Raw genomic sequence first — 24,539 nt, 5'->3', positions numbered from 1 at the left:
AGGACCCGCCATGAGCCAGGCATCGTTCGCGACCCACGAGGTCTTCAACCAGTCACCGCCGTTCGAAGATGTCGACCTGTTCGCGGTCGACCGGCCGCTGGCCGAGGCGGTAGCTGCCAATGGCGGCGCTTCGGCGCAGCAGGAATTGTCGGATTTCGGCCAGCATTGGGGTTCGGCCGCGATGGCCGAGCGGGGCCGTGTCGCCAATGAAAACACGCCAAAACTGCGGACCTTCGATTCCCGCGGCAACCGCCGCGACGAGGTCGAGTTTCATCCGGCCTATCACGAGCTGATGGCGCACTCGGCGCATGCCGGCGTGCATAATTCGACCTGGAGCGCCGACGGCAAGCCGGCGGGCGGTGCTTCGGAAGTCGTGCGCGCGGCCAAATTCTACATCGCCTCGCAGGTCGAGACCGGCCATCTCTGCCCGATCACCATGACGCGCGCGTCGGTGGCGGCGCTGGCCGAGCAGCCGGATCTGCTGGCGAAGGTGATGCCGGTGCTGGCGACGCGTTCTTACGATCCAACCTTTGCGCCGTGGTGGAGCAAGCGCGGCATGACGGTCGGCATGGGCATGACCGAGAAGCAGGGCGGCACCGATGTGCGCTCCAACATGACGCGCGCGGAGCGCGACGGCGATGCCTATCGTATCACCGGGCACAAATGGTTCATGTCGGCGCCGATGTGCGATGCGTTTCTGGTGCTGGCGCAGGCGGGCGGCGGCCTGAGCTGTTTCTTCATGCCGCGCTTTGCGCCCGACGGCACCGTCAACGCGATCCGGTTCCAGCGGCTGAAGGACAAGCTCGGCAACCGCTCCAACGCGTCATCAGAAGTGGAATTCACAGGCGCCTATGCGGAGCGCATCGGTGACGAGGGCAAAGGTATCCGCACCATCATCCAGATGGTGCAGCTGACGCGGCAGGATTGCGCGATTGCCTCCGCCGGCCTGATGCGCTCGGGCCTCGCACATGCGCTGCACCACGCTAGGCACCGCAGCGTATTCCAGAAGCATCTTTCCGACCAGCCGCTGATGCAGGCGGTGCTGTCGGACATGGCGCTGCATGTCGAAGCCTCGATCGCGCTGGTGATGCGGCTGTGCCGGGCGTTCGACCGGGCGCCTTCAGACCCCAAAGAGGCCGCCTATATGCGGCTGCTGACGCCGGCGATCAAATACTGGGTCTGCAAGAGCGCGCCGGGCTTTCTCTATGAGGCGATGGAATGTCTCGGCGGCAACGGCTATGTCGAGGAGGGGATTTTGGCGCGGCATTACCGGGAGTCGCCGGTCAACGCGATCTGGGAAGGGTCAGGCAATGTGATGTGCCTCGACGTGCTCCGGGCGCTGTCGCGCGAGGCCGACGCGGCATCGGCGGTCCTGCACGAGCTCACCGGTGAAACGCTGGGCCTGCCGGGGGCCGGCGAGGCGGTCGGTTTTATCGGCAAAGCTTTCCGCCGGCCGGACAGCGAGCGCGTGGCGCGGCTGGCGGTCGAAAAATTGGCGCTGCTCGCGGCAGCGGCGGCGCTCAACGCGGTGTCGCCACGGCATGCGGAGCTGTTTGCCGCCACGCGCCTTGCCGGGAATCACGCCAGCATGTACGGCGCGGTCGATCTTGCCAGCGCCGACGTCGCTGGTCTGCTGGAACGGGCGCTGCCCTGAAAGTCAGTTGATGGATTCCCTCAGCCTCCCGCAACCGCCCCCTCCCGTCGCGTCCACCCTGCGTCCGCCCCGGATCTGGAAATTCTGGGGCACGGCGCTGTGGGGGCTGTTCATCTTTGCCGGCATGTTTGTCGGCCAGGCCGTGGTCATCGCTTACTTCGTGTTGCGGCAAGGTTCGTGGGATCTTGCGGCTGCGATCCATGTCGTCGGGGCCGGGCTGACGATCTCGCTGTCCGTGATCATGGGAATGCCGGCGGTGCTGCTCGCAGCCTGGGTCGCGACGCGGGCCTCGCGCACGCCATTTGTCGATTATCTCGCGCTGCGCTGGACCACGTGGCAGAATTTCCTGATCGGCGCCGTCTCACTGGCCGTGCTGGTCGGCGGCTGGGACCTGCTGTCGCGTGCGCTCGGGCGCGAGGTGACGCCGGGCTTTATGGGCGACGTGCTGAAATCGGCGCAGGCCGACGGCGCGCTGTGGCTGCTCGTGATCGCATTCTGCGTCGCTGCACCGATCTCGGAGGAAATTATGGCGCGCGGTTTTCTCTACCGCGGCTGGTCGGAATCGCGCCTCGGGGTGCCCGGCGCCATCTTCCTGTCGTCGCTGGTCTGGACTTCGATGCACCTGCAGTACAGCTGGTTCTTCTTCGGTGAGGTGTTCACCATTGGACTGCTGCTCGGCTATTTCCGCTACCGCACCGGTTCGACCTGGCTCACGATCGTGCTGCACGGTCTCAACAACACGGCGGCGACAATTCAAACTTTTTGGCTCGCCGGCAGCTAGATCCTTGTTTGACGCGTTTTCTTCACGCGAACCGGCGTCCACTTCGCTCGAAAACGCTATAATATCGCCGCGAGCGCAATCGCGATTGGCATCGTGATCGCCGCCAGAATGGTCTGCAGCGTGATGATCTGCGCCAGCAAAGGCGCATCGCCGCCCATCTGCCGGGCCAGCACATAGGCGCTGGATGAGGCCGGCACCGCCGCGCACGCCGTGACGATCGCCAGGTTCGAGCCTGACAGCCCGAACCACAGCGCCAGCGCGACGGCGATCACCGGCATCAGCACGAGCTTGAGGAATACCGCGACCGACGCCGCAAGGCTCGGGCGGAACATGCCGTTGAGATGCAGGCCGGCGCCGGTCACCAGCAGGCCGATCGCCAGCGAGGATCGGCCCAGCGCGTCGGCGACGTCATGCCAGAGCTTTGGCAGGGGGAGGTGGGTGACGTTGATCAGGAGCCCGATCGCGCAGGCCCAGATCAGGGGATTGCGCACGACCGTCATGGCGATCGATCCGACCGATTGCTTTTCGGTCGAAGCGTATTGCGCGAGTACGCTGACGCTGAACACGTTGACCAGGGGAATGATGGCGACCATCGCGACCGAGGCCAGCGCCAGCCCGGCATCGCCGAACAGGCTGCCCGATACGGCGAGCGCCACATAGGTCTGCCAGCGGATGGCGCCCTGGAACACCGAGGTGAAGGCGGGGCCGTCGACCGCGCCGCGGGCGAGCAGGGGCCGCAGCGCCAGGCACAGCACCGACATCAGCAGCGCCGACAGCAGCAGTGCGCCGCCGACGCCGGCGACCGGGACCTTGCTGAGGTCGGCCTTCACCAGCGTCTGGATCAAGAGCACCGGAAACAGCACGTAATAGGTCAGCCGCTCCAGGCCGTGCCACTGCGTCTCCAGTCGCATCAAGGTCCGCTTCAGGATGAAGCCGAGCACGATCAGCAAGAACACCGGCAGCAGCGCCGCGACCACCACCGCCATCTTCAGCGCTCGCCGCGCAGTGTGGCGAGCCGGTCCAGCGCGCCCTGCAGGATGAAGATCGCGGCATGCTCGTCGATCACTTCGGCGCGGCGGGCCCGGCTGACGTCCATCCCGATCAGTTCGCGCTCGACGGCTGCTGTTGAGAGCCGTTCGTCCCACAGGCCGATCGCCAGATCGGTGAGTTTGGAAAAATTGCGCGCAAAGGCTCGGGTCGATTGCGCGCGGGGACCCTCGCTGCCGTCCATGTTGATGGGCAGGCCGAGCACGAAGCCGACCGCGTTGCGCTCGCCGGCAATGATAAGCAGCCGCGCCGCGTCGGCCTTGAAGGCCTTGCGCTGAATGGTTTCAACGCCGGTCGCCAGCCTGCGATCGGCGTTGGAAACCGCGACGCCGATGGTCTTGGTGCCGAGATCGAGGCCGACCAGCGCACCGCGCTCGGGCCAATGCGTGACCGCTTCGATCAGAGGGAGGATGGGGGCGGGCATGGACCCGCATAACACGCAGCTAGTCTGACATGCAAAGCCGGATGCGGCGTGGCGTCCATGCGGGAACGCCACGCCGTCCGTCGAGATCGTCTTACCGGATCGCGACCGGGTTGATCATGCTCTGCACGCCGCCCTTGAAGCGTGGCTGGCCGAGCACGAACAGGAACTCGTAGGCCTTGTCGGCTGCGAGTTCGGCGGTATTGATGACTTCGAGAATGTAGGTCCCGTTCATTGGCAGCAGGATCTGGTGCACCTCGAACACGTTCTTCGATTCAAACGGTATCACTTCCAGCCCCCAGGTATCGGCGCCTACGGCAACCACGCCCTTGCCGGTGAGATATTTGGCGCCTTCGACGCCAAGGCCAGGCTCCGCTGAGTTGAAGCGCTTGTCGTCCTTGCCGATCAGACTGGCCCAACCGGTGTGAAACAGGACGACGTCGCCCTGGCGGATTTCCACGCCTTGTTTCTTGGCGACTTCCTCGATCTCCTTGACGTTGAAGGCCGTGCCTTCCTTCACTACATCGGTGCCGTAGTGAGCGGCCATGTCGAGCAGCACACCGCGGGTCACCATCGGAGGCACTTTCTCGATGCCGAGCTTCTTCAGGCCGGTGGGGTCAGCGAATTCGAGCAGCTTGTTGCCGTTGTAATAGACGTGCTCGACGCCGATATGGCCGAGGCCGTCCATCTGGCTGCCGACGCCGACCCAGCCTTCGATGATGTCGTCATATAGGTGGTCTTGCTCGGCCCAAGGCCGGGAATGCCGGCCTGACCGGGCTGGACGACGGTGATCTTGAAGGCGCGCGGCGGGTAGGCGGGCATCTTGGAGTCGACGGGGAAGCCAAGCGCGTAGGTCTTGCCGGTCTTGACGAGGCCGGCCGCCCTCACAACGAGCTCCGGGGTCATATAGTTGGCGGCGCCGATCTCGTCGTTCGGTCCCCATTTCGATTTCGTCCAGTCTTGAGCGCTTGCCGTTGCAACCGATCCCAACAAGGCAGCCGAACAGCACAGCACGAACGCGTGGCGCATCGCAGATCCTCCCAGAGTTGACGTTATGGTTCTTGGTAGTCAGCGCCTCATACTAACGTAGTAGTGTGCGGCGTCCAAAAATATTTGAGGCGGCGGTCGCGCTGCGATGGAAAGCCGCACGTGTGCGATGCAAATCGATTTGTTGCCGAAATATGGCGACGAAATTTCATACAGCGGAACGTCCGCATGATGAGGCTACGCGATGGATGCACTGCAATTGTTTGGACTGTTCGCAGTGACCGCGATGCTCATTTGTTATGCGGTGGAAGACCACAGCCACTGGTTTATCCTCGGGTTCGCCGGTGCGTGTGCGCTCGGTTCGGCCTACGGTTTCTTGCAGGGCGCCTGGCCGTTCGGGCTGGTCGAGGCGGTCTGGGCCGTTGTTGCGTTGCGGCGCTGGAGCGTCAGGCGGCGGCTTATGGCATAGGCCGCCCGCATCATGTCGCAATTCCGGCGGCGTTGAATGGCCGCTGCCCCGAAGCGTCTGGCGTCAGTAGCATTGCATGATCACCCGCACCTCTTCAAAGCGCCGAGCGCGCAAGGCGTCCCGGTGGATCCAGACATAGAGGTTGCCCACGTCGCCCCACATCATGCCGGCACGATCGTCGGATGCGATTTGCAGCAGCAGCAGCCAGTTCGCCGCGTCGGATTTTAACCGCTCGGCCGCCTTCGAATTCCGCGCGCTGAGGTCGAGCCCCTTACTGACGAGCGCGCATTCGGTTTGCATGTTGCCCTGAATCTGCAGCGGATGCCCGCCGAAGCGATGATCATGGCCGTCCCGGGTGACCTCGTACCACCAGGCTTCCACGGACTTCTCCGCCCTGGCTTTGATCTCGCAGGCATTCCATTCGGGGGAGCCGTAATAGGGCGGCCACATGCCGGTATGAAGCACGCACCGCTGCGGCCGGAAGCCGGCGGTCTGCTTGTGAGCTGATAATTCGGCCGGCGGGCTTGCTCGCTTTAACGAGTGGGTGGGCGTCAAATCGTAGATCAGCCGCGCACCCGTGATATCTGCCGGCCTATCGCCCCCGGGCCGATGGTCGGTGTCATAGAAAAAGAAAAGCCGTCCTTCGCGCGGGATGTCCGGATCGACGGGTCCCGTAAGCCAGATTTCGGCCAAGTCGACCTGCGCGATGAACTGGAGTGGCGCCGGCTGCCCGGTCCGCCTGATATCCTCGACCAAAGAATCGAGACTAAATTTGCTGTAGTCGACCTTTGCGGATTCGGCCGCGAAGGCTTCGAACTCGTCGGGCGGCAACACCTTCCGGAACTCTTCGAGCATCTCGGCCTGTTCAGCCATCATGTCTTGCGGGTTGAGGAGTGTCACGCCAGCCTGCGTCTCTTCGATCCGCTGCTGATGATCGGGATATGGCGGACGCCAGGGCCATGGCATCGTGACCGGAAGGTCTGGCGTTCCGCCTATCTTGGTCGCGCCCAAAGCAATCTCGGCTTCGTCGTCGACCTCTGCGGTTTCGAGCCAGATGTATGGCTTCGACCCTGCCGCCAGGGCCGTTGCGTCAGCGGCACGGACCCCCGCGGCTCGCAGCGAGCCATCGATCTCGGCGGCGGTCTTGAATAGCTTGCGCATCGCTGTCTCACCATGTCTCACGAGATTTCGTGAAACGGTAGACGACAGATCCGCGGATTCGGTTCGATCTGAAATCTCAGGCGGCGATGACCTCGCCGCTATTGTTCAGGCAGGCGGTAAAGCCTTGCAGCGCGCTATATTGATGTGCGCTGCGGCGCTGGATGAAGAGGGTGTCGACCCCAGACTGAGCGGCCTTCAGCTTGTGGACGTTGACGGTCTCGTTTTTTCCGACAACGGCACGGGGCAGCAGCGTCACGCCCATGTCAGCGGCGACGCAGCCGATCATGCCGTCGAGCGTGCCGAGCTCGAACCGCGCCGAAGACGGCCAGCCGAACTCGGAAAACACCTGTTCGAGCCGCTGCCGATAGCTGCAGCCGGTACGGAATACCAGGGCCGTCGGCCCCGATCCTGGCGTGCCCGCGCGCAAGGCGGCCAGATTTGCCCAGCGCCTCGACGTCACCAGCACGAGCTCTTCCCTGAAAGCGATTGTCGAACTGAGGTCGGCGTGATCGATCGGACCGGCAACAAAGGCGCCGTCGAGCGATCCGTCAAGCACGGCCGCGACCAGGTCTGCGGTCGGCGAGGTGCGCAGGCTCAAGCGCACCGCCGGAAAGCGGCGATGGAATTCGGCGAGCAGGGAAGGCAGCCGTACCGCCGCGGTGGTCTCCATCGAGCCGATCGACAAGGGCCCCTTTGGCTCGCCATCGTCGCGCGCGGCCAGCACGGCTTCGCGTGACAAGGCGGCCATCCGTTGCGCATAGGGAAGCAAGCGGCGGCCGGCGCCGGTCAATGTCATGCCGCGGCTATGCCGCTCGAACAGTGCGGTGCCGATCTCGGTCTCCAGCGCTTTGACGCGCTGGGTGACGTTGGACTGCACGGTGTTGAGTTCGTCCGCGGCGCGGGTGATGCCGCCGAGGCGTGCCACCGTCGAAAACGTCACGAGATCGCTCAATTCCATGGACCGGTCTCCGTTTCATTATAGCGATGGTAGCATTCGATAGTATTCATTTTATGAGAATGATACGTCGGCTTATCGTGTCTGTCCAGATAGAAGGGTTTGGACATGTCGATCAGCACGCCATTGACGGCTCTCCTGGGCATCACGCATCCGATCCTGTCGGCGCCAATGGACGTGATCGCCGGCGCACGGCTCACGGCGGCGGTTAGCGCCGCCGGCGGCTTTGGCATTTTGGGTGGTGGCTATGGCGATAAGGCCTGGCTGGAGCAGGAGACCGCCAAACTCAAAGACGTATCCACTCCCTTTGGCATCGGCTTCATCACCTGGAGTCTCGCCAAACGGCCGGAGTTGATGGACATCGCGCTCGCGGCACGGCCACGCGCCATCATGCTCTCGTTCGGCGATCCAAAACCCTTTGCCACAAAAATCAAAGCCAGCGGCGCGCTGCTGATCTGCCAGGTGCAGGACGAGGGCATGGCGCTGATGGCACTCGACGCCGGTGCCGACCTGCTGATTGCGCAAGGCAGCGAGGCCGGCGGACACGGTGCCTCCCGCACCACCATCGACATCGTGCCGGCGATTGTCGATCTCGTGGCGGGCCGGGTGCCGGTTGCGGCGGCGGGCGGCATCGGTGACGGCCGCGGGCTGGCGGCGATGATGATGCTGGGAGCGTCCGGCGTGCTGCTCGGCACGCGGTTTTACGCCAGCCAGGAATGCGACGGCGCCGATGAAGCCAAAAAGCGAATCTGCAACGCGACCAGCGGCAGCAGCATCAGGAGCATCATCTTCGATATCTCCCGGAATAATGTCTGGCCGGCGCCGTTCAACGGCCGCTGTCTGATCAATGATCACGCGCGCCGCTGGATCGGGCGCGAGGTCGAACTGATGCAGAATGTCACCGCTGTCGCGGCCGAATATGCCGCCGCGAGAGCCGCCGGAAATTACGATGTCGCCGCTGTGATCGCCGGTGAGGCCGTCGGCCTGATCCATGACATTCCGCCGGCGGCCGTGATCGTTGACAGGATCGTCGGCGAGGCCGACCAGATACTGGCTGGACGGCGCAACTCTTCCGCAGCATCAAGAACCTGATTGCACTCATTCAAGCGAGCAGAACCATGTGGCCAGACCGCCGACTTCTCGATCTCTTCAAGACGGAATTTCCGATCGTGCTGGCGCCAATGGCCGGCGTGATGGACCAGGACCTGGCGATCGCGGCGGCCCAGGGTGGCGCGCTGGGTTCGCTGCCATGCGCGATGATCACAGCGGAGAAGGCGCGCGAACAGATCAGCATCGTGCGCCAGCGCGTCTCCGCGCCGATCAACTTGAACTTTTTCTGCCACGCGCCGGTCGCGGCCGATCCCGCGCGCGAGGCCGGATGGAAGGCGCGGCTCGCATCCTATTACAAGGAACTCGGCCTCGATCCCGCAGCGCCCGTCACTACCGCCAATCGCGCGCCGTTCGACGAGGCGATGTGCGCGCTGGTCGAGGAGATGAAGCCGGAGGTCGTCAGCTTCCATTTCGGCCTGCCGAATCCGGCGCTGGTGAGGCGCGTCAAGGCTGCGGGATCAATCGTGATGTCGTCAGCCACGATCGTAAAAGAGGCGATCTGGCTTGAGGAGCACGGCGCCGACGTGATCATTGCGCAAGGCGCCGAAGCCGGCGGCCATCGCGGCATGTTCCTGACCGAGAATATCGCCCAGCAGCCGGGCACCTTCGCGCTGGTGCCGCAGGTCGTCGACGCCGTGAAGGTGCCTGTCATCGCGGCTGGTGGCATTGCCGACGGACGCGGGATCGCAGCGGCCTTTGCGCTCGGAGCTGCGGGTGTGCAGATCGGCACGGCCTATCTGCGCTGCCCGGAATCGAAGGTGTCCGCGCCGGCGCGGGTAGCGCTTGCCCAGGCGAGCGATGATGCCACCGTGATTACCAACGTCATGACGGGAAGGCCCGCACGCGGTGTCGCCAACCGCGTGATGCGCGAGGTCGGACCGATTTCGCCGGATGCGCCTGATTTTCCGCACGCCGCAACCGCGCTCGGTCCGCTGAAGGCGGGCGCCGAAAAGCTTGGCAAGGTCGATTTCACCAATCTCTGGGCCGGGCAGGCGGTGCGGATGGGCCGCGAGATGCCTGCCGCAGAACTGACGCGGGCTTTGGCGGGCGCGGCGTTGGCTAGGTTGAGTTCGCTGGCTTAGCGTCCGGCGGCTGCCGGGGTCACCAGCGCTAATGCGCCGGCTCGTCGCGTTTGACGACGTCCAGGTGCTCGACGGCGAGCGATCGATAATGCGCGGCCATCTCTTTGTAGTGACGTTGCGAGATGGGATCAGTGGCGCTTTCTGCGCGCCGCTCGAACATCTCGGCTTTTTCCTGAAGTTCTTTCGCTTTGGACATGACGTTGCCTCACGTTCGTCAGGCTAGACACGCCAGATATAGGATCGCGGCGCCAAGCACGCCACCGATCGACCACAGAGCAGGATCCCAACTTTCCGTTACACTGTCGTGTTCCGTTGTCCGCACGGCACGGCCTCCAAGGTGATGCCCGAGTACACGCCGCGACTGTTTCAAAACGACTGCGTCAGCCCGCTAAATGGTTTCGTCGGCGGCTTTTCCCGGTCGAAACCCCGAACTCTCGGCGCGGGTCGCCATGGCGGCCCTTTGACCCGCCTTTGAGCCCCGTTTGGCGGTATTTTGGCCCTAAAATGCCGGCGGGGCGGTTCCCTGTGGTTGCGGCGCAAAACCGGGCTCTGCTATACGGCGGGTGCGATCCCCCGATTGAGGCCTTATATAAATGTCCGTTGATGCCGCTACCGTTCGCCGCATCGCGCATCTTGCGCGAATTGCGGTCGCCGAGGCCGAAGTTCCCCACCTGCAGGGCGAACTGAATGCCATGCTGGCGTTCGTTGAGCAGCTTTCGGAGGTGAACGTCGACGGCGTCGAGCCAATGACCTCGGTGACCCCGATGGAAATGAAGAAACGTCCGGATGTGATCAATGACGGCGAGATCACCGACGATGTGGTCAGGAACGCGCCCGACACCGTGAACCATTTCTTTCTGGTGCCGAAGGTCGTGGAATAACTTCTTCTTTGTTCGAGATCGGAAGTCCGATGTGCATGCTCTGCGACGATGAAAAGGCCTATCAAGCCTACATGAACTATCTCGACGCGATGGAGCGCCAGGGAAAGGTCGCCGATCCCGATAAGGCAATGGACGCCGTGCTCGACGCGCTCGAGGCGTCCGAGCTGACGCGGCCCAAGCAAGACGACCCCGCCAACGACAAGACCCTGTCTCCGTTCTTCTGCAGCCCGATCAATAAATGACCGATTTGATTTCGATGACGATCGCCGAGGCCAGGAATGGTCTCGCGAACAAGTCTTTCACCTCGCTTGAACTGACCGACGCGCACCTTGCCGCGATCGAGGCGGCGCGCGCGCTCAACGCCTTCGTGCTGGAAACGCCGGACAAGGCCCGCGCCATGGCGCGCGCGATCGACGCCAAGATTGCTAAAGGCGAGGGCGGTCCGTTGGCCGGCATTCCGCTCGGCATCAAGGACCTGTTCGCGACCAAGGACGTGCGCACCACCGCGTGCTCGAAAATCCTCGGCAATTTCGTGCCGCCCTATGAGTCGACAGTTACTTCGCAGCTCTGGCGCGACGGCGCCGTGATGCTGGGCAAGCTCAACAACGACGAATTTGCGATGGGCTCGTCGAACGAGACCTCGTGCTTCGGCCCGGTAGTCAACCCGTGGCGGCGCGAAGGCTCCAATACCGCGCTGGTACCGGGCGGCTCGTCGGGCGGCTCGGCTTCCGCGGTGGCCGCACTGCTGTGCATGGGCGCGACCGCGACTGACACCGGCGGTTCGATCCGCCAGCCGGCGGCGTTCACCGCCACCGTCGGCGTCAAGCCGACTTACGGCCGCTGCTCGCGCTGGGGCATCGTCGCCTTTGCGTCTTCGCTCGACCAGGCAGGGCCCATCGCGCGCAGCACGCGCGACGCCGCGATCCTGATGCGCTCGATGGCGGGGCACGATCCCAAGGACACGACGTCGGTCGATCGTGCGGTGCCGGACTACGAGGCCGCGATCGGAAAATCGGTCAAGGGCATGAAAATCGGGATTCCCAAGGAGTACCGCCTCGACGGCATGCCAGCCGAAGTCGAAAAGCTCTGGACCGAAGGCGCGGCCTGGCTGAAGGCGGCTGGCGCGGAGCTTGTCGAGATATCGCTGCCGCACACCAAATACGCGCTGCCGGCCTATTACATCGTGGCGCCTGCCGAAGCGTCGTCTAACCTGGCGCGCTACGACGGCGTGCGCTACGGCCTGCGTGTGCCCGGCCGCTCCATCGGCGAAATGTACGAGAACACCCGCGCCGAAGGTTTTGGCGACGAAGTGCGCCGCCGCGTGATGATCGGCACCTATGTGCTCTCCGCCGGTTACTACGACGCCTATTATTTGCGCGCGCAAAAAGTCCGCACCCTGATCAAGAAGGACTTTGAGGATTGCTTTGCGAAGGGCGTCAACGCGATCCTGACGCCGGCGACGCCGTCGGCGGCGTTCGGCGTCGGCGAAAAGGGTGGCGCCGACCCCGTGGAAATGTATCTCAACGACATCTTCACGGTGACCGTGAACATGGCGGGGCTGCCGGGCATTGCCGTTCCCGCCGGCAAGGATGCGCAGGGGCTGCCGCTCGGCCTGCAACTGATCGGCCGGCCTTTCGACGAAGAGACGCTGTTCTCGCTCGGCGAAGTGGTCGAGCAGGCGGCCGGACGCTTCACGCCGGCCAGATGGTGGTGAGGCCATGGCAGATTTCAAGGCCAGCCTTTCCGATGACGCGCCGCCGCTGGCGCTGAGCCCGTCACTCACCGCGTTGTGGTGGGCTGCCAAGGGCAATTGGGACGCGGCGCATAAGATCGTTCAGGACGAATCCTCGGCGGAAGCGGCGTGGGTGCACGCCTATTTGCACCGCGTGGAAGGTGATCTCGGCAACGCCGGTTACTGGTATCGCCAGTCCGGCCAACCAGCGGCGATCGATTCGCTTGAGGCAGAGTGGGACCGGATCGTCTTTACACTGCTGTTGGGAGAACGGACATGACGGCGGCGAGCGGCAAGCTGATCAAGGGCCAGACCGGCGATTGGGAAATGGTGATCGGGCTCGAGGTCCATGCCCAGGTCACATCCCGGTCAAAACTGTTCTCAGGCGCCTCGACCGAGTTCGGCGGCGAGCCGAACACCCATGTCTCGCTGGTGGATGCCGCGATGCCCGGCATGCTGCCCGTGATCAACGAAGAATGCGTCCGGCAGGCGGTGCGGACCGGGCTTGGCCTCAACGCGCAGATCAATTTGCGCTCGGTGTTCGACCGCAAGAACTATTTCTATCCGGATTCGCCGCAGGGCTACCAGATCAGCCAGTACAAATGGCCGATCGTTGGCGAAGGCGTGGTCGAGGTCGAACTCGACGGCGGCCACACGGTCAACATCGGCATCGAGCGGCTGCATCTGGAACAGGACGCCGGCAAATTGCTGCACGATCAGAGCCCGACCATGTCGTACGTCGACCTCAACCGGTGCGGCGTGGCGCTGATGGAGATCGTCTCCAAGCCTGACATCCGCGATGCCGAGCAGGCCAAGGCCTACGTGACAAAGCTGCGTTCGATCCTGCGCTATCTCGGCACCTGCGACGGCGACATGGAGAAGGGTAGCTTGCGCGCCGACGTCAATGTCTCCGTGCGCAAGCCCGGCGGGCCGCTCGGCACCCGCTGCGAGATCAAGAACATGAACTCGATCAACTTCATCGGTCAGGCGATCGAGTATGAAGCGCGGCGCCAGATCGAGATCATCGAGGACGGCGGCGCGATCGACCAGGAGACCCGGCTGTTCGACCCAAACAAGGGCGAGACGCGCTCGATGCGCTCCAAGGAAGAGGCGCACGACTACCGGTACTTCCCCGATCCCGACCTGCTGCCGCTCGAGTTCAGCGAAGCCTATGTCGCCGGCCTGAAGGCCGATCTGCCGGAATTGCCGGACCAGAAGAAGATCCGCTTCATCGAAGGTTTCGGACTGTCGCCCTACGACGCCGGCGTGCTGGTGGCCGAGCGCGAGAGCGCGGACTTCTATGAAACCGTGCTGGCCGGGCTCAGCGACAAGGCGCGCGACGGCAAGCTTGCCGCCAACTGGGTGATCAACGAGCTGTTCGGACGTCTCAACAAGGAAGGCCGTGATATTACGGCCTCACCGGTGTCGGCGGTGCAACTCGCGGCGATCGTCGACCTGATCGGCGAGGGCACGATCTCCGGAAAGATCGCAAAGGACCTGTTCGAGATCGTCTGGCAGGAAGGTGGCGACCCGCGTGAGCTGGTCGAGACGCGCGGCATGAAGCAGGTCACGGACTTGAGCGCGATCGAGAAGGTGGTCGATGACATCATCGCCGCCAACCCGGACAAGGTCGCGCAGGCGAAAGCCAAGCCGCAACTCGCCGGCTGGTTCGTTGGCCAGGTGATGAAGTCGTCCGGCGGCAAGGCCAATCCGCAAGCCGTCAACGATCTCTTGAAGGCGAAGCTCGGCATCTGAAGCGTCCCGTAACGGGACGCTTTCGTCGTCGCTGACGTTGCGATCGACGCGCACGAGCGTGCATCGATCTCGCATCGCGGATCAAAATCATCCTCACGACGGACAGCCGGCCTTGCGAATCGGTCGCCGCGATTCGTCCAAAAATTCGGTTCTGGCGAGCGCCGATGAGACGTGGAGGCTCTATCCACGAAAATTTTTTTATTGCCAAAATTCGCGACTCAGAGTCCGCGCAAGCGGCTTTTGGGCCGTCTCACCGAGTCGCGATGACGTCGATTGTGCAATGATCATCGCATGCGTGAATCGCCAAAACATCTATAGCGCAAGCGTTTCCTTCAATATTGACAAACGCCGACGTCGGTCGTTGCTGCACTTTTTGCATCGCTGCGCGAGCTTGTTGCGTCGCCGCCGAACGATGCTTCGAGCGCGCCCTCGCATTGCCGCGTCAACACTTCCTTAAGCGGGACGCTGTTTTTTTGAACGTGTTGGTGTATTCGGGATGTAGTGCACATCGATTCCCGAGTGCACGCAGCGAACTAAGCCATCTCACTTACATTAGGAGGGCAACATGGCCAAGAAAGCTAAGAAGGCAAAGAAGGCGAAGAGCGCAGTGAAGAAGACTGCGAAGAAGACCCGCAAGGTCGCCAAGAAGAAGAAGTAAGCTCTCGTCTTTGAGAGAATTGCCGGCGGCTTGATGCCGGCGCGTCACTCGAGCCTTCAGAGGGTTTGCTTCTCGGAGCAAACATAACTCCGACGGCTCGGTCGACGAAAGAGGGTGTCGGCGAGACATCAGGTCAAACGGCTGGATCGACTTTCGGAAGAGTTCGCTTTTCCAAAACCGGTCCGGCAGAAGAAACAAGTTTTCTTCGTTCGGTGCGGAATCTTTGCTCCGCAATTTCATCGGACCAAAGCCCGATTGAAATCTGGTCCTGACGTGTTCGCCGACGCCCTCGTTCCCCGGAACGCCTCCTGTTCCCCGGAACGTCCAGCGCTCCGATCGCCGCGCCTTTGCTGCCCGGCACGTTGGCCTTCCCAAATCCCCTGGGTTCCTGTCCTGACCGCCCACGGCCTGCGCCGGGCGGTCGCAGATCGCGCCCATGCGCCGCCGCGTATCGGTTACGCCGCGCCCCGCCGACCCGGTGCGGGAACTTTTGCAATACCAGGTCTTCGGTTTCCGCCGATCACAACGCGCGCGAGATGCGAGCCGTTGCAATGGTTATCGTTCTGCCAAGCGGCAGGGTAAACCGGTCTTCACGAATCCTCACTTGTTGCTGCGGCACAGGCACTTCTGCGATTCTCCACCGGCCCCCGCGCGCCTCGCGTTTACACCCCGTTCATCGCGATATTTAAACTGCCCTTCAAATTTGATGGGCCATGATCATCCCAACAAGCCGGCAAACGGCGAGCGCATGATCCGCCAAAGTGTAGGCGGTTTGGCGATCAGATCATGCGCTCTTCTTAAAAAAGGGCGCGCGGTCGGACGCAAAACCGGGTTCCACTTTTGCTGACCGCGCGCTGGAATAACAGGACGTTTTGACAGTGGACGGGGGCCGCGCTCGGGGGAGGGCGGCAACAATAAAAAGGGGAGACTACGATGTTTCAGGGACAATTCGATCTGGAGACGGCGACACCGGTGGAAACCGCAATCCCCGACTTGCTGTTCGAGCGTGGCCTGTACTGGGCGAGCGGCCGTTCCGGCGTCGTCAACCTGGTCGCCGCCCATAAATGGTTCAATCTCGCCGCCCTGAAGGGCCGCGCTGACGCGATCTCGATGCGCCGCGAAGTCGCCGAGATGATGTCGGATGTCGAGATCGCCACCGCGCAGCGCGAAGCCCGCGCCTGGATGACCTCGCACTGAGTTCGCGAGCCGCCACGGAGCGGCCGGAGTGCCTGCGTCCGTGTACCGGCATCGGCGGCATTCGAAAAAGGCTCAGTGCCCGCTCAGCACCAGCGTCTTGATGGGCAGCAGCAGGGCCTGAATCCGCAACAGCAGGGCGTGCACGAGGCCGGTGGCGTCGACGACGTGCAGCGCGAAGCTCTTGAACGCGCTGAGCTTGCCTGACGCGATCCGTTCGTGATTGCTGGTGTAGGCGTTGGCGACACAGCTGCTGCCGGGTGTCACGCCCTCCAGCCCACCCTGGTAGATCGGCTCCATGAACACGAGAATGGTGCCCGGACGTACCGTGCTCTGCGCCTCGATCAGTTGTTCGCCGCCCCTGAACTGGCCAGCTGCGATGTAGTCCTGCACATTGGTCACCACCATCGGGATGATCGTCCACGGCTTGGAAATGCAGGTGGCTTCGGCCACCATTCCGATCTTCATGACCTGGGCCTCGATCTGCCCAAACCCTGCCATGAGAGCCCTTTTTCCCGCGCCCTCCGGAATGAGAACGCCGGCCGTCCGCATAATGGGAGTGACTATATCACCCGGCCTCAGTCCGAACTGCTCGACCCGCCCATCGACGCCGGCGCGAATATAGGTCTTGTCCAGATCGACCTGGGCTTCGGCCAGCGCCGCCTCTGCACTCGCTTTCTCGGCCGGGAGAAGGGCGGTGACGCGGACCGCAGCCGATTGTTTTGCAGCGTTGGCGGCATCAAGCGATCCTTGCCGGCCCGCCTGCAGCACCTGCAGTTTTTCGATGTCGCGCTGCGGGACGATGCCGGGATTGCGTTGCTGGAGATCCCGCTTGACGTTCAGCTCATCGGTGGCTTGCTGATAGTCGCCCTGAGCCTGCTGGATCTGCCCTTCCGCCTTGAGAACATCCGCCTGTGCGGCAAGCATGGCGGCTTCGACTTCGGCGATCTTGCGTTTGGCCGTCAGTAGCGCTGCCTCCTGCTTGGCGCTGTCGAGTCTGAAAATCACCTCGCCTTGCTTGACGGGCGCGCTGACATCGATGTTAACCTCCGCCACCCGGCCGGTCACTTCGGTCATGATCGGGACGGTCCGGTAGTACATCGTCGCCGAATTGGTCGACGGATGATAATAGAAGATCATCGTGATCAGCGCGACCGTGAGCATCAGGCAGGTGATGATGCCATATCGCAGCTCGAACCAGACTGAATAAAGCGTGATTTCGTGGCCGATGCGCTTTCCCTGCCGATAGCGGCGATAGAGATAGTCCGGCAGTATCGTCACCAGCGAGCAGAGGATGATCTCAAGCATGAGCCTTTGCCTCACTCTTGGCGGCGTGGCCGTGCGTGCTGGCGTGGGCTGCCGTTTCTGGAGCCGGCTCGGTCGGGTCTGGTTCGGGCGGACCGCCGGCTATCTTCTCGACCGATCCGGCGATCCTGCGCAGCGGCGTGCCGAAGTCGGGCAGGTCGACCATGGCGAGGAGCAGGCCGATCACCCAGAACAGGTGGTTGTGCGTAAACAGCGCCAGCAGGCCCAGCACGGCCACGATTTCAAACTGCAGCTTCTGCGTTTTGTGGGCCATCCGTTCCGGCAACGTGTGCAGGTGCAAATACAGATTGCCGACCCCCACGACGGCAGCAATCAGGATAATGCCGACAACGACCATCAGGACGTCGGTGTCTCCCGGCGCCGTGATGAAGCCTGGCAGATGATGAGGGGCGGCAGGGTGAAGGGGTTCGCTCACGCAACTCTCCATTCCGAAAGAGCAAGCCGAAATAACAAGCAATGCACCAACGAAGGCATGGACAGGCGCCCGGCTAGGCGCAGCCATCTTTGCATAATGCGGGAACTTGGCAAGCACGGGTTGTCGTTGCGAGTTAGTGCTTCGATTCTGATTTGCCTTCCGCAACATGAAATTAGCCCGATTGCGATGATGGTCTTCTGATCTGAATCAAACAATGTGAGGGCATGGGTCCACATTCTCACGGCATGAGATGCCTGAGGTTTGCGTCACTTTGCACCTTCCCAGAAAGAGGAGGGCGCAGGGAAGACCGGGTGCGCGCTGCACCCGCGGTCCCGTGTGCGGTTTGCACTAAAAAGGCTGCACACGAGCATACAGGGCAGCGGAGAACACCCGGCCTTCCCTGCGCAATGGCTTTACGGCTTATGCCGTGATCTCCCCGGAGACGAGTTCTTGTTGACTCCGTCGCCCCTGATCAGCTTTTGGCTGCTCAGGAACTTGACGCCTGCAACGGGCGCCAGGACCACACGACTATATTTTGGTAATGGTGAAACACGCCGAAACTAAGAAACGCTGTAAAACAAGTGCTTTTCGGCTACCCTGATGCAGCGCGTTTCAGCGAGCTTCACCAAATTTAGGGCCCGGCCCTAAGCCTTTCAGTGCCGTCCAGACTGAAAGCCTCAAAGCCGAGCCCCTTTGGTCCCAACCCTGAGGAGCTGAAACCAAAATGAGTACTCTCACCACCACCGAAGCGGCTGGCAAGCGCATGCGCAATGGCAGCGTCATCTTGACCGACCGCATGTGCGAAAGGCGGGTCGCCACGGCGGGTCAAAATCTACGACCGCAAATGCCCCGGCCTCCACGTCAGCATCACTACGGCTGGCATGTTCTCCTTCAAATTCACCGACCCGGCGACCGGCAAGCAGCGCACCCGCTGGCTTGGCGTCTACAACCCCGAGACCTTCGCCGTCGAGCATGCTCGCAGCCGGGTCCTACGGCCTCAGAGGCACGGGTGCGGCGGCGAAGAAAGTTCACTGAAGCGGACATCGCCAATCTGTTTCCATGCGAACTCGACCTCAATATGCTGCCGCGGGACGGCTCGGGAGCGTGAACGATGCGTCGAAGGGAGTTCATTGCTGGGCCAAAAGATCATCCTGATGCTCGTTCCCGAATGATGCTGACCTAATACTCGGTAGTTAGGCCAGCGCTTGCGATACAACATCGTTAGACTTAGTATTTTGGCATAATAGGGCATGGGGAGATCGATGATGAAGAGCATCGCCGTCGCCATCGCGTTCTTCTTTGCAATGCCTTCATTACCCTCGGTTGCACAGCCGCGCTATGATTACGGACCCGGCGGCAATCCCTATCCGCGCACTTATCCCGGACCACCACGCGGCACTCCGTACTGGTCGGGCTACGTCGATGCCCCGGTTGGAGAGGCGATCCCTCCCTGCCACTGGATTACCCAGCGCTTCTGGGGCGGGCAGGGCTGGCGGGAGCGCCGCGTGCGAATCTGCGGCGTCGATCAAGCTTGGCCTTCCAGCCCTTCTTTTTGATATCTTCCCGCGCCTGATCGTCGGTCCTGCCGATAACTATCGGCACCCACAGGGCCCAATAGGTCTTTTGACGGAGCTGTCTTTGACGACCTGCGATCTCCGCGAGGACGTAGCCACTAACTCAGCCACCAGTGTGCAATCATCCTCCAGGGAAAATTGCGTCTAGGGCCCGGGATGACCGCTTTGGGTCCATTTTCGGACTTGGCCGCGCGCGGTTGCGAGGTCCGCTTTACCTCGTCGATGAACTGACGCCGTCAGGCCGCTTCGGTCGGCCCGAAAAGTACCAGACTCGGACTCCGCCACCCGAGCGAATGCATCCCTATTCGACCGGCTCGGCAGCGCGGGCGAACAGCGTTGGGAGCGACCCTGACAAGATCGATGTACGAATATTCATGACAATATTCATGACCCAGTTTCCCACGCTCGCTAACGCGGCCAGCAGGACATTTTGACTGAGCAGCGCATTGATGTGCATCAATCTCAATGCTTGCGGTGTCCGGTTTGGTGGGGGCGGTGAAATGAATTTAAACTTGGCCACTCGTTAAAGAGGATTGCTCCATGATCCGGCTGTCTATCCAAAGAAAGATCATGGGTATTGCAGTGGTGCTCATCGTCCTGATGGCCGTTACAGCTGTGTTGTCGATGATGTCGGTGATGCAGGTCGGCGAGCGCCTCGAAGAGCTGACCCATAGCTACATTCCGGCCTATGGAGATCTGGCGCGGGCGAATATCCGTTCGGTGGAGCGGGGTTTGGCGCTGCGCCGCATGGTGATCGAAAAGATGAAGTCGTCATCGAGCGCCGAGCGGTTTGCGGCCATACGCACCACGTTCGACGCCAAGGGCGCGGAAGGGATGCGGGAGACCCAGGCCGCGCTCGCATTGATCCGCGGCCTGATCGAGCGGAAAAGCGCGTTCGGTGATACGACCGCGTTGGCCCGGCTTGAAAGCCGCATCGATTCCGCCGTCGGCGATACGCGCCGTCATCTCAATGACGAGATCGAGCGTCTGTTACCTCTGCTCGATAGCGGTGACGCCAAGGCGATCGAAGACAGCCTTACACGTGTGGACGCCCTGCGCGACGAGATGAATCAGAAGATGGACGCCATCCGGGCGGACATGTTGACGTTGCTGCGCGCCGACGCCGAGTTGACCACACGCAAACAAACTCAGGTCATCATAATCGCCGCAATCCTGACCTTGCTTGCCGCCATTCTCGGTCTGGTGTTTGCAGCCTTGGTCAGCGCCGGAGTGACGCGCCCTGTGCGGCGGTTGCTGGAGGGCGCACGGGCGGTCGAAGCCGGCAAACTGGACGGAACGCTGGTCGCGACTTCGCAGGACGAAATCGGCCACCTGACCATCGCGTTCAATCAGATGGTCGAGCAGTTGCGCCTTAAGGAACGGCTACGCGAGACTTTCGGAAAATATGTCGATCCGCGCGTCGTCGAAGGCCTGATCGAGGGGCCTGCGCTGGCAGCCGAAGGTCAGCGCCGCGTCATGACCGTGCTGTTCTGTGACGTCAAGGGATTCACCAGCACCAGCGAAGGCATGACCCCGCAGGGGCTGGTCAAGGTGATGAACCGCTATTTCTCGACCATGTCGGCGCCGATCCGTGCTCATCAGGGCATCATCGACAAATATATCGGCGATGCCATCATGGCCTATTGGGGGCCGCCTTTCGCCGACGATAAGGAGCAGGCGCGGCTCGCCAGCCTGGCCGCGCTAGACATGCTGCAGCTCGTCCCGCAATTGCAGGCCGAACTTCCCGAATTGCTCGGCATTCGCATGCTGCCAAAAGCGTTCGATCTGCGTGTCGGCATTGCCACCGGCGAGGTGCTGGTTGGCAGTATCGGCTCCGAACTGATGATGAGCTACACCGTGATGGGCGATACCGTAAATCTCGCGTCGCGTCTCGAAGGCGCCAACAAGGAATATGGCGGCCGCATCCTGGTATCCGCCGCCACCATCGCCGGTGCCTCAGGCGCCGTCGAGGCGCGCGAGATCGACCGGCTGGTAACGTTAGGACAGACCCAGCCGCAGGCGGTGTACGAGATCATGGGACGAAAGGGCGAGTTGACGGCTGCGCAGCTTGAACTGCGAGGCCGTTTCGCCGAGGGCCTCGCCGCATACCGGGCGCAACGCTGGGACGACGCACGTCGCGCTTTTGAAGCAGCGCTAGTAGTTTCGCCTGACGACGGACCATCGCTGACGTTTATCAACCGCATAGACAGGTTGATCGCGGCTCCGCCCGGCGAAGGTTGGAACGGCGCGTGGCATCTTGAGAAAAAGTAATCCATCACATGTCCGCGGCTCGTGCCTTCGTATTACCTGATCAGGTTCAATGTCCGCTTCGGGTCAAAAAGCGGAAAAGCTTCAGACAAGCACATAGCTTCCGCTTTGTGGCCGAGAGCGGACATTCACGCCGCGGGGCGTCAGGCCCATCTTGGCGGTTTTGCAGGCCGCTACTGTGGCGAATGGCGACAAGCTCGTGATGCCGCCTTTCCGATTAGGATCAAACCGCGGATGAGACGGTGAACCCTGTGCAGGATCATACGGGGGCGCTGCAACGCCCGGCGGGCGCGGCGCCGGTGACATCGTCCGCAGCAAGTCGGTGCCCGGATCGTGCACGACGTGGCCGGCCCCACAACTGCTTTGCGAGCGCGCTGAGGATTTCCGGCGGCAGCGTGGTCCGGCCTTCGGAAAACGCGACCGAGGTCTCGGCCGCGACGGAGAGATCACGCGCGAGGCCGGCATAGCGCATCGTTTTGACGCGAACGCGGACCGCCTCGCGCAAAACGTCGGTACCGTTTTTCTCGATCTCGGTCATGCTGTTTCCCTCACATTCCAAAGTGTCGGGCGAGATCGCGAATCTGCTGATCCGACAGCGATGCACTGCCCGTTAAAAATTGCTGTAGCGTTGCAATCGAAACGCCAGCCGCCTGGGCGGTGTGGGGCGACAGCGCGTGCCATCAGCGCGCGGTCTGGTGTCTGTTTCTACAGCTCGGGCCGGTGCCGCGTTTGCCTTTGCTGCATTGATGACGCTCAAGGCATCAACGATTCCCCGCAGGCACGATGTCCATCGCTGCGCGATTCCGTACATCTCGACCGCCGCCGAAGGCTGATAGCGATGCAGGAGTTTTGCTTCAGGGTTGCAAGGTAGTCGACTCAGACTCACCTCATCCAAGGTGCAGCAGCTGATAAGCCCATGAAACCGTTCGCGGTCATCGACATCGCGCAGCATGTAATTGTGAATCGTCGCCGCGACACCGAAGTAGGAGCACCGCTTCGCTACTGGGTCGGTGACGAGCGCGCGAACGTAAAGACCCTTGTCGGTGCTGCGGACTTCCTGGATTCGCCGGCCGGACGACCATGCCGAAACAGCAGCGGGATTTGTTTGCCGAAACGGCATCCAGCAGTGTGGCCCGAACTTCGTGATTCGTGATCGATGGTCGCCGGCACTGCATAGCCCTCGACAATCACGTCATGGTCGATGGCTGGCAGCAACGGGGCCGGTGAGAACGCGTTGAATGTCCAGATGACAGCAAACGCGACGCCATCGATTCGCGGTCCCTGGCGATCTTGGTGACGGCGCTGCTCTCGACCAGGTTCTTGCAGCGCAGGTCGCGACCGACGGCAAAGAAGCAGGCCGACGTATCGATCTCCCAATTGAAGATGGTGCCGTTGACGATGAAATCCTTCTCGGCCCAGATGCCCACGATACCATTCCAAAAAAAGCGCATCAAGGCCGAGGTCGCCCTCGAAGGTGGCGTCTCCGGCGGGATGAGTGATGCGTGAAGCTGGCAGTTCAAATGTGAGCCCCTTCCGGGGGCTCGTCTACGACGCAAGCCTTGGCGCGTCGCCGAAATTGCGAATCCGATCAAGGCAATCCATCCGAGCCGGCCGGCAGGCCAGGAAGTCGGCGACGCCTCAGCACCGAGGCGGAGCAGAAACGGCCCCAGCCTCGGGGTTAGGACGCTGAGGCCGTTTCCATATGTCCGGTATCCTCCAGACGGACGTTCAACGTCGCTCATTGCCACTTGTTCCCGAATGCGGGAACTTAACAGGGTTTTCGCGGTTGTGTGCAGGACGGGGCAACAGCGTGGGCGCGGATGATGAAATGGATGCTCGTGGTCCTGGTCGGCGGCATCACCCCCGTGAACACAAACCTGGTGTTTGAAAAGTTCTCCGAGTGTCTCGCCGCGGAAGAACAGATGCGCAAGCACTATGCTGATGCATTCGAGGCTTGGGACCGCGGGGCTGCCCTCAACTTCGAGCGTCGGCGGGAGTATGCCAGAGCACGTGATTTGCAGGCCAAACGGCTGCTGAGCAACGTCGGCACGTGTGTGCCCCACGGGACTGGCGAGCCGCAGCCCGCGCCGCCACAAACGTCGACGACGCCCCCGGCCAGCCCCCGAAGTTAGCGCTTGTCGTTATCCGGATAGGGTCCGGAGAAAATGACGTAGCCGCGCAGCGGCGGAGTCCCCGGATGTGGTCATCGTTAAGAGAAAGGGGGCCCAGGATGGGCCCCCTCACTTTCGAGCTTAGTTGTAATCCGAATATTTGAACTGCGGCATCGCCTTGAGCTGCTCCTTGGTGCCGCTCATGACGGCATGGTCGGGTACCCAATCATTGGCGCCGGCCGTGCGCGCGGGGGCCGGGGCGGTGGCTGCGCCGGTCGTGCTATCACGCGTCGTCGCCGGAGCGGTTGTCGTCGCCGGAGCAGTTGAAGCGGTCCGGGCGGGCTCTTCCATGAACTTCAACTTGTCCATGGAAACGGCGATGTCGTGCTCGCCCATTCCCAGGAAGCCGCCGACGCCGATAACGACAGCACTAACCTTGCCGTTCTTGTCCAGAATGATCTCGTTGACATCACCCAGCTTCTCATTGGCTTCATTGTAGACGTCGAGGCCCATGAGCTTCGATGCGCGCCAGGTTCCCTTCAGCATCATCTTGGTGTTGGAAGCCGCCGGGCTGGTGGTCGCGGCCGGAGCAGCGCGATCCGCAGGCTGGGCGGTCTGGGCGTAGACCGGGGTGCTAATTACGGCAACACTCAAAAGAGCGGCAGTGACGAGAGTCTTCATTTCATCCTCCAGTGTTAAAACAGTTCTTGGAGAACAGAACAGAAGATCAAATGTTCCAGAGGAAGCCGACATCCGCTGCACACGACCTGGCGGGACGGTCGCCGCGCAGCCGCTTGCGCACTAGACCGTGAACAAGTGGCAACGGGGGAAGTTGGTCCCTCGGTCGGCAGTTTTTTCCTTGCGCGGCGTTTTTGATTTGCGGCGGTTCACTCAACATCAGTGGCCGCGGAACGATTGGTACTCGCACTCGCTTGCGTTCGTTATCAACCGATGGAAT

The 24,539-nt window shown here is 62.2% G+C and carries 26 protein-coding genes and 1 pseudogene; 14 read left to right on the top strand and 13 right to left on the bottom strand.

The window, feature by feature from the left end; all coding sequences use genetic code 11:
- The first annotated feature begins 10 nt into the window (after nt 1-10).
- Together ABIE49_RS04165 and ABIE49_RS04160 are read left to right on the top strand one after the other, a co-directional pair.
- Nucleotides 11-1,654: an isovaleryl-CoA dehydrogenase gene (locus ABIE49_RS04165; protein ID WP_192733695.1), complete on the top strand. Its 1,644-nt coding sequence runs from the start codon at nt 11-13 to the stop codon at nt 1,652-1,654.
- Nucleotides 1,655-1,664: 10 nt separating this feature from the next.
- A complete protein-coding gene (locus ABIE49_RS04160; RefSeq protein WP_192733694.1) occupies nt 1,665-2,435 on the top strand; it encodes a CPBP family intramembrane glutamic endopeptidase in 771 nt (256 codons plus the stop codon).
- A gap of 56 nt (nt 2,436-2,491) precedes the next feature.
- Here the strand turns inward: ABIE49_RS04160 and ABIE49_RS04155 are convergent, their stop codons facing one another.
- The 3 genes and pseudogenes from ABIE49_RS04155 to ABIE49_RS04145 all read right to left on the bottom strand — a co-directional run bounded on the left by ABIE49_RS04155 (nt 2,492) and on the right by ABIE49_RS04145 (nt 4,932).
- Nucleotides 2,492-3,421, bottom strand: a complete 930-nt coding sequence (locus ABIE49_RS04155; RefSeq protein ID WP_192733693.1) for an AEC family transporter — start codon at nt 3,419-3,421, stop codon at nt 2,492-2,494.
- A 2-nt stretch (nt 3,422-3,423) separates the two neighbouring features.
- Complete coding sequence (ruvX, locus tag ABIE49_RS04150; RefSeq protein WP_192733692.1) at nt 3,424-3,906, bottom strand: Holliday junction resolvase RuvX; 483 nt, start codon at nt 3,904-3,906, stop codon at nt 3,424-3,426.
- 91 nt (nt 3,907-3,997) lie between these two features.
- A pseudogene (locus tag ABIE49_RS04145) lies at nt 3,998-4,932 on the bottom strand (cyclase family protein).
- Nucleotides 4,933-5,134: 202 nt separating this feature from the next.
- On the opposite strand from ABIE49_RS04145, the gene ABIE49_RS04140 reads away from it, so the two are divergent.
- The gene (locus tag ABIE49_RS04140) at nt 5,135-5,359 is read left to right on the top strand and encodes a hypothetical protein (protein ID WP_192733691.1); all 225 of its coding nucleotides are present in this window, start codon (nt 5,135-5,137) and stop codon (nt 5,357-5,359) included.
- A gap of 63 nt (nt 5,360-5,422) precedes the next feature.
- On the opposite strand, the gene ABIE49_RS04135 is transcribed toward ABIE49_RS04140, so the two are convergent.
- Both ABIE49_RS04135 and ABIE49_RS04130 read right to left on the bottom strand, forming a co-directional pair.
- On the bottom strand, nt 5,423-6,520 hold the full coding sequence (locus ABIE49_RS04135) for a DUF1963 domain-containing protein (protein ID WP_192733690.1): 1,098 nt from the start codon (nt 6,518-6,520) through the stop codon (nt 5,423-5,425).
- A gap of 76 nt (nt 6,521-6,596) precedes the next feature.
- A complete protein-coding gene (locus ABIE49_RS04130) occupies nt 6,597-7,478 on the bottom strand; it encodes a LysR family transcriptional regulator (RefSeq protein ID WP_192733689.1) in 882 nt (293 codons plus the stop codon).
- Nucleotides 7,479-7,583: 105 nt separating this feature from the next.
- Between ABIE49_RS04130 and ABIE49_RS04125 the strand changes: the two genes are divergently transcribed.
- Together ABIE49_RS04125 and ABIE49_RS04120 are read left to right on the top strand one after the other, a co-directional pair.
- Nucleotides 7,584-8,567: an NAD(P)H-dependent flavin oxidoreductase gene (locus ABIE49_RS04125; RefSeq protein WP_192733688.1), complete on the top strand. Its 984-nt coding sequence runs from the start codon at nt 7,584-7,586 to the stop codon at nt 8,565-8,567.
- Between the two features lie 26 nt (nt 8,568-8,593).
- A complete protein-coding gene (locus ABIE49_RS04120; protein WP_192733687.1) occupies nt 8,594-9,667 on the top strand; it encodes an NAD(P)H-dependent flavin oxidoreductase in 1,074 nt (357 codons plus the stop codon).
- A 28-nt stretch (nt 9,668-9,695) separates the two neighbouring features.
- Here ABIE49_RS04120 and ABIE49_RS04115 read toward each other — a convergent pair whose 3' ends face one another.
- Entirely contained in the window at nt 9,696-9,863 is a 168-nt protein-coding gene (locus ABIE49_RS04115; RefSeq protein WP_192733686.1) for a hypothetical protein, read from the bottom strand.
- Between the two features lie 397 nt (nt 9,864-10,260).
- Here ABIE49_RS04115 and gatC point away from each other — a divergent pair, with 397 nt between their 5' ends.
- The 6 genes from gatC to ABIE49_RS04085 all read left to right on the top strand — a co-directional run bounded on the left by gatC (nt 10,261) and on the right by ABIE49_RS04085 (nt 15,890).
- Nucleotides 10,261-10,548 carry an Asp-tRNA(Asn)/Glu-tRNA(Gln) amidotransferase subunit GatC gene (gatC, locus tag ABIE49_RS04110; RefSeq protein ID WP_192733685.1) on the top strand — a complete coding sequence of 96 codons (288 nt, stop codon included), beginning with the start codon at nt 10,261-10,263 and terminating at the stop codon, nt 10,546-10,548.
- A gap of 29 nt (nt 10,549-10,577) precedes the next feature.
- Nucleotides 10,578-10,790 carry a hypothetical protein gene (locus ABIE49_RS04105; protein ID WP_192733684.1) on the top strand — a complete coding sequence of 71 codons (213 nt, stop codon included), beginning with the start codon at nt 10,578-10,580 and terminating at the stop codon, nt 10,788-10,790.
- Entirely contained in the window at nt 10,787-12,262 is a 1,476-nt protein-coding gene (gatA, locus tag ABIE49_RS04100; RefSeq protein WP_192733683.1) for an Asp-tRNA(Asn)/Glu-tRNA(Gln) amidotransferase subunit GatA, read from the top strand. The genes ABIE49_RS04105 and gatA overlap by 4 nt, the downstream gene beginning before the upstream one ends.
- A gap of 4 nt (nt 12,263-12,266) precedes the next feature.
- Entirely contained in the window at nt 12,267-12,560 is a 294-nt protein-coding gene (locus tag ABIE49_RS04095; RefSeq protein ID WP_192733682.1) for a hypothetical protein, read from the top strand.
- Complete coding sequence (gene gatB / locus ABIE49_RS04090; RefSeq protein ID WP_192733681.1) at nt 12,557-14,035, top strand: Asp-tRNA(Asn)/Glu-tRNA(Gln) amidotransferase subunit GatB; 1,479 nt, start codon at nt 12,557-12,559, stop codon at nt 14,033-14,035. The genes ABIE49_RS04095 and gatB overlap by 4 nt, the downstream gene beginning before the upstream one ends.
- Before the next feature lie 1,591 nt (nt 14,036-15,626).
- Entirely contained in the window at nt 15,627-15,890 is a 264-nt protein-coding gene (locus ABIE49_RS04085) for a hypothetical protein (RefSeq protein ID WP_192733680.1), read from the top strand.
- A 72-nt stretch (nt 15,891-15,962) separates the two neighbouring features.
- On the opposite strand, the gene ABIE49_RS04080 is transcribed toward ABIE49_RS04085, so the two are convergent.
- Together ABIE49_RS04080 and ABIE49_RS04075 are read right to left on the bottom strand one after the other, a co-directional pair.
- Nucleotides 15,963-17,195, bottom strand: a complete 1,233-nt coding sequence (locus tag ABIE49_RS04080; RefSeq protein WP_192733679.1) for an HlyD family secretion protein — start codon at nt 17,193-17,195, stop codon at nt 15,963-15,965.
- Entirely contained in the window at nt 17,188-17,628 is a 441-nt protein-coding gene (locus ABIE49_RS04075) for a hypothetical protein (protein WP_192733678.1), read from the bottom strand. The genes ABIE49_RS04080 and ABIE49_RS04075 overlap by 8 nt, the downstream gene beginning before the upstream one ends.
- Nucleotides 17,629-18,893: 1,265 nt before the next feature.
- Here ABIE49_RS04075 and ABIE49_RS04070 point away from each other — a divergent pair.
- Nucleotides 18,894-19,184 carry a hypothetical protein gene (locus tag ABIE49_RS04070; protein ID WP_192733677.1) on the top strand — a complete coding sequence of 97 codons (291 nt, stop codon included), beginning with the start codon at nt 18,894-18,896 and terminating at the stop codon, nt 19,182-19,184.
- 319 nt (nt 19,185-19,503) lie between these two features.
- Here ABIE49_RS04070 and ABIE49_RS04065 read toward each other — a convergent pair whose 3' ends face one another.
- Nucleotides 19,504-19,659, bottom strand: a complete 156-nt coding sequence (locus ABIE49_RS04065) for a hypothetical protein (RefSeq protein WP_192733676.1) — start codon at nt 19,657-19,659, stop codon at nt 19,504-19,506.
- Between the two features lie 83 nt (nt 19,660-19,742).
- On the opposite strand from ABIE49_RS04065, the gene ABIE49_RS04060 reads away from it, so the two are divergent.
- On the top strand, nt 19,743-21,473 hold the full coding sequence (locus ABIE49_RS04060; RefSeq protein ID WP_192733675.1) for an adenylate/guanylate cyclase domain-containing protein: 1,731 nt from the start codon (nt 19,743-19,745) through the stop codon (nt 21,471-21,473).
- Between the two features lie 256 nt (nt 21,474-21,729).
- On the opposite strand, the gene ABIE49_RS04055 is transcribed toward ABIE49_RS04060, so the two are convergent.
- The 3 genes from ABIE49_RS04055 to ABIE49_RS04045 all read right to left on the bottom strand — a co-directional run bounded on the left by ABIE49_RS04055 (nt 21,730) and on the right by ABIE49_RS04045 (nt 22,897).
- Nucleotides 21,730-22,008: a hypothetical protein gene (locus ABIE49_RS04055; RefSeq protein ID WP_192733674.1), complete on the bottom strand. Its 279-nt coding sequence runs from the start codon at nt 22,006-22,008 to the stop codon at nt 21,730-21,732.
- Between the two features lie 72 nt (nt 22,009-22,080).
- Nucleotides 22,081-22,590, bottom strand: coding sequence for a hypothetical protein (locus tag ABIE49_RS04050; protein ID WP_192733673.1), 510 nt, complete (start codon nt 22,588-22,590; stop codon nt 22,081-22,083).
- 67 nt (nt 22,591-22,657) lie between these two features.
- A complete protein-coding gene (locus ABIE49_RS04045) occupies nt 22,658-22,897 on the bottom strand; it encodes a hypothetical protein (protein WP_192733672.1) in 240 nt (79 codons plus the stop codon).
- A gap of 396 nt (nt 22,898-23,293) precedes the next feature.
- Between ABIE49_RS04045 and ABIE49_RS04040 the strand changes: the two genes are divergently transcribed.
- Entirely contained in the window at nt 23,294-23,602 is a 309-nt protein-coding gene (locus ABIE49_RS04040) for a hypothetical protein (RefSeq protein ID WP_192733671.1), read from the top strand.
- A 120-nt stretch (nt 23,603-23,722) separates the two neighbouring features.
- Here ABIE49_RS04040 and ABIE49_RS04035 read toward each other — a convergent pair whose 3' ends face one another.
- The gene (locus ABIE49_RS04035; RefSeq protein WP_192734243.1) at nt 23,723-24,262 is read right to left on the bottom strand and encodes a PRC-barrel domain-containing protein; all 540 of its coding nucleotides are present in this window, start codon (nt 24,260-24,262) and stop codon (nt 23,723-23,725) included.
- Between the last annotated feature and the right edge of the window lie 277 nt (nt 24,263-24,539).

Origin of the sequence: Bradyrhizobium sp. OAE829, assembly GCF_040546575.1 — a bacterium.
In the GTDB taxonomy this organism is placed as follows: Bacteria; Pseudomonadota; Alphaproteobacteria; order Rhizobiales; family Xanthobacteraceae; genus Bradyrhizobium.
The sequence above is the reverse complement of the archived record's forward strand: the minus strand, read 5'-3'. Positions and strand labels throughout refer to the sequence as shown.

Bases quoted from the DNA above. Each gene is read 5' to 3' on its own strand.
- ABIE49_RS04070 (WP_192733677.1), top strand. From the start codon at position 18,894: ATGAAGAGCATCGCCGTCGCCATCGCGTTCTTCTTTGCAATGCCTTCA.
- gatA (WP_192733683.1), top strand. From the start codon at position 10,787: ATGACCGATTTGATTTCGATGACGATCGCCGAGGCCAGGAATGGTCTC.
- ABIE49_RS04065 (WP_192733676.1), bottom strand. From the start codon at position 19,659: ATGCACATCAATGCGCTGCTCAGTCAAAATGTCCTGCTGGCCGCGTTA.
- ABIE49_RS04165 (WP_192733695.1), top strand. From the start codon at position 11: ATGAGCCAGGCATCGTTCGCGACCCACGAGGTCTTCAACCAGTCACCG.
- ABIE49_RS04125 (WP_192733688.1), top strand. From the start codon at position 7,584: ATGTCGATCAGCACGCCATTGACGGCTCTCCTGGGCATCACGCATCCG.
- ABIE49_RS04130 (WP_192733689.1), bottom strand. From the start codon at position 7,478: ATGGAATTGAGCGATCTCGTGACGTTTTCGACGGTGGCACGCCTCGGC.
- ABIE49_RS04060 (WP_192733675.1), top strand. From the start codon at position 19,743: ATGATCCGGCTGTCTATCCAAAGAAAGATCATGGGTATTGCAGTGGTG.
- ABIE49_RS04105 (WP_192733684.1), top strand. From the start codon at position 10,578: ATGTGCATGCTCTGCGACGATGAAAAGGCCTATCAAGCCTACATGAAC.
- ruvX (WP_192733692.1), bottom strand. From the start codon at position 3,906: ATGCCCGCCCCCATCCTCCCTCTGATCGAAGCGGTCACGCATTGGCCC.
- ABIE49_RS04055 (WP_192733674.1), bottom strand. From the start codon at position 22,008: ATGACCGAGATCGAGAAAAACGGTACCGACGTTTTGCGCGAGGCGGTC.
- gatC (WP_192733685.1), top strand. From the start codon at position 10,261: ATGTCCGTTGATGCCGCTACCGTTCGCCGCATCGCGCATCTTGCGCGA.
- ABIE49_RS04155 (WP_192733693.1), bottom strand. From the start codon at position 3,421: ATGGCGGTGGTGGTCGCGGCGCTGCTGCCGGTGTTCTTGCTGATCGTG.
- ABIE49_RS04080 (WP_192733679.1), bottom strand. From the start codon at position 17,195: ATGCTTGAGATCATCCTCTGCTCGCTGGTGACGATACTGCCGGACTAT.
- ABIE49_RS04120 (WP_192733687.1), top strand. From the start codon at position 8,594: ATGTGGCCAGACCGCCGACTTCTCGATCTCTTCAAGACGGAATTTCCG.
- ABIE49_RS04050 (WP_192733673.1), bottom strand. From the start codon at position 22,590: ATGCCGTTTCGGCAAACAAATCCCGCTGCTGTTTCGGCATGGTCGTCC.
- ABIE49_RS04115 (WP_192733686.1), bottom strand. From the start codon at position 9,863: ATGTCCAAAGCGAAAGAACTTCAGGAAAAAGCCGAGATGTTCGAGCGG.
- ABIE49_RS04140 (WP_192733691.1), top strand. From the start codon at position 5,135: ATGGATGCACTGCAATTGTTTGGACTGTTCGCAGTGACCGCGATGCTC.
- ABIE49_RS04040 (WP_192733671.1), top strand. From the start codon at position 23,294: ATGAAATGGATGCTCGTGGTCCTGGTCGGCGGCATCACCCCCGTGAAC.
- gatB (WP_192733681.1), top strand. From the start codon at position 12,557: ATGACGGCGGCGAGCGGCAAGCTGATCAAGGGCCAGACCGGCGATTGG.
- ABIE49_RS04085 (WP_192733680.1), top strand. From the start codon at position 15,627: ATGTTTCAGGGACAATTCGATCTGGAGACGGCGACACCGGTGGAAACC.
- ABIE49_RS04035 (WP_192734243.1), bottom strand. From the start codon at position 24,262: ATGAAGACTCTCGTCACTGCCGCTCTTTTGAGTGTTGCCGTAATTAGC.
- ABIE49_RS04095 (WP_192733682.1), top strand. From the start codon at position 12,267: ATGGCAGATTTCAAGGCCAGCCTTTCCGATGACGCGCCGCCGCTGGCG.
- ABIE49_RS04160 (WP_192733694.1), top strand. From the start codon at position 1,665: ATGGATTCCCTCAGCCTCCCGCAACCGCCCCCTCCCGTCGCGTCCACC.
- ABIE49_RS04135 (WP_192733690.1), bottom strand. From the start codon at position 6,520: ATGCGCAAGCTATTCAAGACCGCCGCCGAGATCGATGGCTCGCTGCGA.